At 70.3% G+C, this 4,873-nt stretch carries 6 protein-coding genes; 5 read left to right on the top strand and 1 reads right to left on the bottom strand.

Annotated features, from left to right (window positions below; translation table 11 throughout):
• The first annotated feature begins 89 nt into the window (after nucleotides 1-89).
• Nucleotides 90-1,304: a pyridoxal phosphate-dependent aminotransferase gene (locus ACTHJJ_RS05865; protein ID WP_440302000.1), complete on the top strand. Its 1,215-nt coding sequence runs from the start codon at nucleotides 90-92 to the stop codon at nucleotides 1,302-1,304.
• Nucleotides 1,305-1,385: 81 nt separating this feature from the next.
• Nucleotides 1,386-2,321 (top strand): hypothetical protein, encoded by a 936-nt coding sequence (locus ACTHJJ_RS05870; RefSeq protein ID WP_440302001.1) that lies wholly within the window; start codon nucleotides 1,386-1,388, stop codon nucleotides 2,319-2,321.
• Nucleotides 2,322-2,356: 35 nt separating this feature from the next.
• Here ACTHJJ_RS05870 and ACTHJJ_RS05875 read toward each other — a convergent pair whose 3' ends face one another.
• Nucleotides 2,357-2,635 (bottom strand): hypothetical protein, encoded by a 279-nt coding sequence (locus ACTHJJ_RS05875; RefSeq protein ID WP_440302002.1) that lies wholly within the window; start codon nucleotides 2,633-2,635, stop codon nucleotides 2,357-2,359.
• A 21-nt stretch (nucleotides 2,636-2,656) separates the two neighbouring features.
• Between ACTHJJ_RS05875 and ACTHJJ_RS05880 the strand changes: the two genes are divergently transcribed.
• Genes ACTHJJ_RS05880 through ACTHJJ_RS05890 form a run of 3 tightly spaced genes read left to right on the top strand, consistent with a single transcriptional unit; the run spans nucleotide 2,657 to nucleotide 4,567 of the window.
• On the top strand, nucleotides 2,657-3,058 hold the full coding sequence (locus tag ACTHJJ_RS05880; protein ID WP_440302003.1) for a hypothetical protein: 402 nt from the start codon (nucleotides 2,657-2,659) through the stop codon (nucleotides 3,056-3,058).
• A gap of 54 nt (nucleotides 3,059-3,112) precedes the next feature.
• Nucleotides 3,113-4,117 (top strand): LLM class flavin-dependent oxidoreductase, encoded by a 1,005-nt coding sequence (locus ACTHJJ_RS05885; RefSeq protein WP_440302004.1) that lies wholly within the window; start codon nucleotides 3,113-3,115, stop codon nucleotides 4,115-4,117.
• Nucleotides 4,118-4,147: 30 nt separating this feature from the next.
• Entirely contained in the window at nucleotides 4,148-4,567 is a 420-nt protein-coding gene (locus ACTHJJ_RS05890) for an OsmC family protein (protein ID WP_440302005.1), read from the top strand.
• The last annotated feature ends 306 nt before the right edge of the window (nucleotides 4,568-4,873 follow it).

Below are 4,873 nucleotides of genomic sequence, written 5' to 3' on the forward strand. Positions count from 1 at the left end.
ACCCGCCGCCCCTGACCCCTCGGACGGGCGGGGGCCACATGCCGAGAGCGGCGCGGTGAGCCCCGTACGGGAGTGAGACAGTGGACGCCATGCGCGCGGTCAGCCAGTCCCTCAAGCTCCAGAACGTCTGCTACGAGATCCGGGGGCCGGTCCTCGCCGAGGCCAAGCGGCTCGAGGACGAGGGACACCGCATCATCAAGCTCAACATCGGCAACCCCGCTCCGTTCGGGTTCGAGGCGCCGAGCGACATCCTCGTCGACGTCATCCAGGCGCTGCCGACCGCGCAGGGCTACAGCGACAGCAAGGGCATCGTCCCGGCGCGCCGCGCCATCGCCCAGCACTACGAGGTGCGCGACTTCCCGCGGATCGACATCGAGGACATCTACCTCGGCAACGGCGTCTCCGAGCTCATCGTCATGGCGATGCAGGGCCTGCTCGACAACGGCGACGAGGTGCTGATCCCCGCGCCCGACTACCCGCTGTGGACCGCGGCGGCCTCCCTCGCCGGCGGCACGCCCGTCCACTACATCTGCGACGAGCAGTCCGACTGGGCGCCCGACCTCGACGACCTGGCGAGCAAGATCACCGACCGGACCAAGGCGATCGTCGTCATCAACCCCAACAACCCGACCGGGGCGGTCTACCCCCGCGAGGTGCTCGAGGGCATCGCCGACCTCGCCCGCAGGCACGGCCTCATCGTCATGTCGGACGAGATCTACGACAAGATCCTCTACGACGACGCGAAGCACCACTCCATCGCCGCGCTCGCCCCCGACCTGTTCTGCCTCACCTTCAACGGGCTGTCGAAGGCCTACCGCGTCGCCGGGTTCCGCTCGGGTTGGCTCGCCCTGTCCGGCCCGAAGGAGCACGCCCGCAACTACATCGAGGGGCTCGACGTCCTCGCCAACATGCGCCTGTGCGCGAACGTCCCCGCGCAGCACGCGATCCAGGTCGCCCTCGGCGGCCGGCAGTCGATCAACGACCTCATCCTCCCCGGCGGCCGCCTGCTCGAGCAGCGCGACAAGACCGTCGAGCTGCTCAACCAGATCCCGGGCGTGTCTTGCACGACGCCGCAGGGCGCGCTCTACGTCTTCCCCCGGCTCGACCCGAAGGTGTACCCGCTCGTCAGCGACGAGCAGTTCGCCTTCGACCTGCTGCGCGAGCAGAAGCTCCTCGTCGTGCACGGCACGGGCTTCAACTGGCCGACGCCCGACCACTTCCGGATCGTCTTCCTGCCGCTGGCCGACGAGCTCGAGGACGCCATCGGCCGCATTGAGAAGTTCCTCACCACCTACAGCCAGTGACGCCCGTCCGAGACGGTATTCCGCTCACTCCGTCGTGTGTTCTCGTTGCGGTGAGTATGGAGCTGCGTGCACCATGGACCGATGTGTGACGACCGGTCCTGCCACACGACCTCGACGGACCCCCCTCGTCAGCGGGGGGCCGTCTTGGACCTGAGCCTGCTCGACTCGGCCCTCGCACACATCACGCATCACCCTCTCGAGTGGGACCAGGCGGTCGCGCCGGGGCGCGAGCGGGCGGCGCTCACGGGGACCGCCCGCTCCTTCGTCGGGCATGCGCTCTGGCTCGGCGGTATCGAGGTGCCAGTGCTGGCCCGTTCCAGCGGGTCGGTGTGGCTCGATTCGGCCCACGCCCTCGCCGTCGTCGCCGACGTGACGGGCGCCTGCCAGGACGACCTAGAGATCCTCGTGCACCCACGGGCCCGCATCGACGACCTCGCGAGGGCGATCGACTGGATCCGAGTCGGGTTGTGCACCGACGCGGTCATCGACGCGGTCGAGGGGCGCCAGCATGGCGCGCGGACGTGGCCGACCGGCGCCCTTGGCGACACCGACCTCGCTGAGCTCCTCTCGATGGGGCTGGCCGAGCCGGACCTCGCTGCGGACCTGGGCGGCGGGCTGGCCGACCGCCTCGGACACTTGCCGGCCGCGGCCTGGTTCGGGCTGCCGAGCACCCCCGACATCCTCCTGCTCGAGCAGGCGCTCGCCTTCGTCGCCGAGAACCCGCTGCAGTGGGACCAGGGCACGTGGCAGTCCGACGGGCTCTTCGGGCCGGTCCGGTGCGTCGGCGGCCACGCCCTCGTCATGTGCGGCTACCTGATCGACCCCCTCGACCCGGAGCGGGCCACGTCCCCGGACGGTCTCGTGGGCACGACGAAGCGGCACGCGACGGCTCGGCTCGGCCTCTCCGAGGAGGATGCGGCCGAGCTGTTCTCGTTCAGCGACCTCGAAAGCCTGGCCGAGCTCGTGCTCGACATCGAGGCCGAGGCCGCCGACGACCTGCGCACGGGCCTCGCTTGACTCTTGCCCGCCCGGTCCTGCCCAGGGAGAGCGGCTCAGCCGAGCCGGGTTCGCGCCCACCACTTGACGAGCAGGCCGACCACCACACCCCAGATGACCGTGAGCCCGATGCTGAGCCCGATCGCGAGGAGCGCGAGGCGGCGCCCCGCGCGTTCCCGACGGGCCAGCGAGAGCAGGCCCAGCGCCATACCGAGGACCTGTGGGAGGAAGCACCACCCCAGGAGGACCGCCACGACCGAGGCCCCCATGGCGCCACGCGCGAGGGGCGCCTGCGCGGCGACCTCGGGAGGTCCGGGATGATGGGAGTCGGTCACCCGTCCAGCCTAGAGAGGGGCATGATGCGCCGCGTCCTCGTCGTCCTGACCGCGGTTGCCCTGACTGCGCCGGCGCTCGCCGCGTGCAGCAGCGAGCCGACCGCGAAGGACCTGCCCTCCGATGTGGTCTCCGCGCGTCCCAGCATCACCCTCGAGGAGGGGAAGTTCGTCCTCGCGGCCGAGAAGCTCGGGGTCAAGGTCACCGGGCAGAGCGTCGATGACGACATCGAGACGGGTACGACGACGTGCTGGGCGCTCAAAGACGGCGGCGTCACGCTCGGGGAGATCGCGCGCGACGGGAACGGTGCCCCGCTCCCGGACACCGGAGACGGCCTCCGCACCAAGAAGCTGATGTATGCCGCCGTGCAAAGCCTCTGCCCCACGTACGACTCCCAGCTCGGCCAGCTGAAACTGCCGTCCTGACAGGGTGATTGGCGACGTCGGAACATCGGTGGCCGGCGACGGGTTGAGCGTGGTGTGACTCGTGCAGACCTCGACATCCTCGACCTCGTCCAGATCAATGAGGGCTCGACGCCCGCGGAGGCGATCGCGAACACGGTCGACCTCGCCCGGCATGCCGAGGGCTGGGGGTATCGGCGGTACTGGATGGCCGAGCACCACAACATGCAGGGTGTCGCGTCGTCCTCGACGGCAGTGCTCATCGGGCACGTCGCGGACCAGACGTCGTCGATCCGAGTGGGGGCCGGCGGGATCATGTTGCCGAACCATGCGCCTTACGTCGTGGCCGAGCAGTTCGGGACGCTCGCGACGATCCACGAGGGGCGCATCGACCTCGGCCTGGGCCGGGCGCCGGGCACCGACCCGGTGACGTCCCGGGCCCTGCGGCGTGACGATCAGGCCGCCATGAACTTCGGTGGAGAGGTCCAGGAGCTCATCGGTTATCTCGGTGACCCGGACCCGTCCGCCCGGGTGCGCGCCGTGCCGGGGGAGGGGACCCACGTGCCGGTCTGGATCCTCGGCTCGAGCCACGGCGGCGCCCAGGTCGCGGCGGCACTCGGGCTGCCCTACTCGTTCGCGTCGCACTTCGCGCCGCGGATGCTGATGAGTGCCCTCGAGGTCTATCGGTCGCGGTTCCAGCCGTCGACCGAGCCTGGTGGGCTCGACGCCCCGCGGACGATGGCCGGCGCGAACATCATGGTGGCCGACACAGAGGAGGAGGCGCGGCGCCTCTTCACCTCCGTGCTGACCCGGTTCCACAGCATCGTCACGGGCCACCGCGGCGGCGTGCAGAAGCCCTCCGACAGCATGGAGTCGCTACTCGCGTCGTGGACGCCGGCGGAGCAGACGGCCGTCCTCGACATGATGCGGGTCTCCTTCGTCGGGACCCCCGGACAGGTGCGCGACGCGCTCCAGGAGTTCACCGACGCGACGGGCGTCGACGAGGTGATCCTCACGTGCGGTGCGTTCGACCACGAGGCGCGGCTACGCTCCTACGAGCTGCTCGCCGACGCCTGGTCCTGACGGCTCAGAGTGATCTGGGAGGCTTGCGCCATGACTGACCAGGACCTTCGCCGCGTCACCCTGACCCGGGACAGCCTCGGGCGCTACACCGTCCGCAACGGCCGCGGCGGCTCGATCACGACGAGCAGCGGCACGGAGGAGCTGTCGCCGGTCGAGCTGCTTCTGGCCGGGATCGCAGGCTGCACGGCGGTCGACGTCGACACCGTGACGACCCGTCGGGCGGAGCCGGACAGCTTCGAGATCGAGGTGACGGCGGACAAGGTCAGGGACGAGCAGGGCAACCACCTCAAGGACATCGAGGTGACCTTCCGCGTCCGGTTCCCCGAGGGCGAGGGCGGCGACGCGGCGCGCGAGATCCTGCCGACCATGGTCCGGCGCTCACACGAGGAGTTCTGCACGGTGAGCCGCACGGTCATGCTCGGCGCCACCGTCACCGCCCACGTCGAGTGAGCGCTTCGTCCCAGTTGCCCCACGTCGAGTGAGCACTCCGTCCCATCCGCCACACCTGTGATGGGGCAGGAGTGACGGGGCGCTCACTCGAGGGAGAGGGGGAGGGAGCACGCGCGGCGGGAGGAGCGTATGCCGCTCAGCTCAGCGGCATACGGAACGGACGGGATTGCGTGGGAGCCCGCATCGACCCAGTCGCGCCAGAGCGGCCGAGTCAGGAGGTGGGGAGACGCCGCACCGTGAGGATCTGCTCGACGGTCCCCACCGGGCCGTTCACGTCGTGCAGGACACTGGAGGTGAGGCCGATCC

It is taken from the genome of Intrasporangium sp. (genome assembly GCF_051961875.1).
Taxonomy (GTDB): domain Bacteria; phylum Actinomycetota; class Actinomycetes; order Actinomycetales; family Dermatophilaceae; genus Intrasporangium_A.